The 2218-nt window shown below is 65.5% G+C and carries 2 protein-coding genes; both read right to left on the bottom strand.

All coding sequences use genetic code 11. From position 1 onward, the window contains the following. Positions 1-21 precede the first annotated feature (21 nt). Positions 22-1218, bottom strand: coding sequence for an IS91 family transposase (locus AC07Y4_RS32905; RefSeq protein WP_495275685.1), 1197 nt, complete (start codon positions 1216-1218; stop codon positions 22-24). A gap of 9 nt (positions 1219-1227) precedes the next feature. Next, the gene (locus tag AC07Y4_RS32900; RefSeq protein WP_495275684.1) at positions 1228-2100 is read right to left on the bottom strand and encodes a tyrosine-type recombinase/integrase; all 873 of its coding nucleotides are present in this window, start codon (positions 2098-2100) and stop codon (positions 1228-1230) included. Positions 2101-2218 lie beyond the last annotated feature (118 nt).

Below are 2218 nucleotides of genomic sequence, written 5' to 3'. Positions count from 1 at the left end.
GGCACTGGCACAGATGCGCACTCATGGTGCTCGAGGCCGTTGAGGTGAAGCGCGAATCGGCTGTCCACGTGCGAGGGTCGACAGCACGAGCATCGAGCCGCCGCAGCGCGTGCAGACAAAGGTCGGTTGAACAAGACAAGGCTGGGCATCGAGGCCCGCGATTTGCGCGACAGCACCCGTCTCTTGCCCCAGTAGTTCGCGGATGCGCGCCAGGCTGGCCGCGCGATTGCCGTTGGCCAGGAGTCCATAGTGTCGGATGCGATGGAAGCCGCCCGGCAGGACGTGCAAAAGGAAGCGGCGCATGAACTCATCGGCATCGAGCGTCATCGTTTTGCGCCGGGTGTGGCCCTTGGCCCGATAGTCCTTCCAACGGAAGGTGACGCCTTGTTCGTCCATGGCAACAAGCCGGCTGTTGGAGATGGCGACGCGGTGCGTGTAGCGGGACAAGTAGGCCAGCACCGCTTCGGGTCCGGCGAACGGACGCTTGGCGTAGACGACCCATTCGCACTTGTGCAGCGGCGCGAGCCAGTGCGCGAAGACGTGCACGTCGGTCAGCGCGGCGAACTCACCGAAGAACCGCAGGCGGCCCGCGCGATGCAGCTGTCCGAGCGCTTCGAGGAAGCGCCTCCTGAACAGGCGAGACAGCACGCGCACGGACAGGAAGAAGCCGGGCTTGCAGGCGACCCAGCGCTCGCCATCCGGCGACAGACCTCCGCCTGGCACGATACCGTGCACATGCGGGTGGTGCGTCAGTGCCGATCCCCACGTGTGCAGCACCAGGGTCGCGCCGATGCTCGCACCAAGGTGCTTGGGATCGGCTGCGATGGTCAACAGGGTCGCCGCGGCCGTATCGAACAGCAAGGCGTAGATCTCGGCCTTGTTGTAGTAGGCGATGGCGCTGATCGGCGCCGGCAAGGTGAAGACGACGTGGTAGTAGTCCACTGGCAGCAGATCGGCCTGGCGCGCCTGGAGCCAGCGCTGCGCCGCACTGGCCTGGCACTTCGGGCAATGCCGGTTGCGGCACGAGTTGTAGGCGATCTGATCCTGCCCGCAACCTTCGCAACGCAGCACGTGACCTCCCAGCGCCGCGCTGCGGCACTGCTCGATGGCCGACATGACCTTGAGTTGACCCAGGCTCAGGTGACCGCGCTGCGCGTTGCGCCAGTCGGGGCCGTGGGTGCGGAAGATGTCGGCGACTTCCAGGACGCAGTGCGCCATGAACACGACCTACGCAGACAGCTTCTCCAGCGGGCTGACAACCTCGCGCAGGACTTCGGTGGCCACGTGCGTGTAGACCGACGTGGTCTCCAGCTTCTTGTGGCCCAGCATCACCTGAATCACGCGGATGTCCACCTTCTGCTCCAGCAGGTGCGTGGCAAAGCTGTGGCGCAGCGTATGCATGGTGACGCGCTTGTCGATCTTGGCCGCTTCGGCGGCGTCATGGACTGCGCGGTTGAGCTGGCGCGCGGTCAAGGGATCGACCGGGTTCTGCCCGGGGAACAGCCAACCGCCTGGCAGCATCTTGCCCTTCGCGTTCGCATACCGCCACCAGGCCCGCAGCCGCTCCAGCAGCAGCGGCGAGAGCATCGCGTAGCGATCCTTGCGCCCCTTGCCCTGCTCGACGCGCAGGGTCATGCGCTCGCTGTCGATGTCGCCGACCTTCAGTGCGACGATCTCGCTCACGCGAAGTCCGGTGCCATAAGCGATGGACAGCGCCGTGTGGTACTTGAGGTTGGAGGCTGCGGCGATCAGGCGCGCGGCCTCGTCGCGGCTCAGGACCACCGGCAGCTTCTGCGGCACATGGACGTAGCTCATCCTCTCGACCAGTTCGCCGCGATTGAGCGTGACGTCGAAGAAGAACTTCAGGCCGGTGATGGTGGCGTTGAGCGTGATCGGCGAGACGCCCCGGTCGACCAGATGCAACTGGAAGCGTCGCAGATCCTCGGCGGTGGCCATGTCGGGGGAGCGTTGAAGGAAGCTCGCGAGGTAGCGCACTGCTCGAACGTACGCAGATTGCGTCTTGGGGCCGAGCTTGCGCATGCGCATGTCGTCGAGCAAGCGCTGGCGCAGCGGGGACATCGCCGGTGTGGAAGGGATCATGATCGTGCTCCTGTCGAAGAACGAGGCCGATTGCCTCGCTCACCAACATAGACAAGGGCACGATCTCTACCCGCGGCGCGGTCTTGGCGGCGGGCTACCGCGCGAGCGGTTTAGTCCT

It is taken from the genome of Variovorax sp. GW460-12-1-14-LB1 (assembly GCF_059423605.1).
This window is presented reverse-complemented; position numbering and strand designations above follow the sequence as displayed.

Excerpts from the sequence above, each read along its gene's own strand:
- AC07Y4_RS32905 (WP_495275685.1), bottom strand. The coding sequence starts at position 1,218 with ATGGCGCACTGCGTCCTGGAAGTCGCCGACATCTTCCGCACCCACGGC.
- AC07Y4_RS32900 (WP_495275684.1), bottom strand. The coding sequence starts at position 2,100 with ATGATCCCTTCCACACCGGCGATGTCCCCGCTGCGCCAGCGCTTGCTC.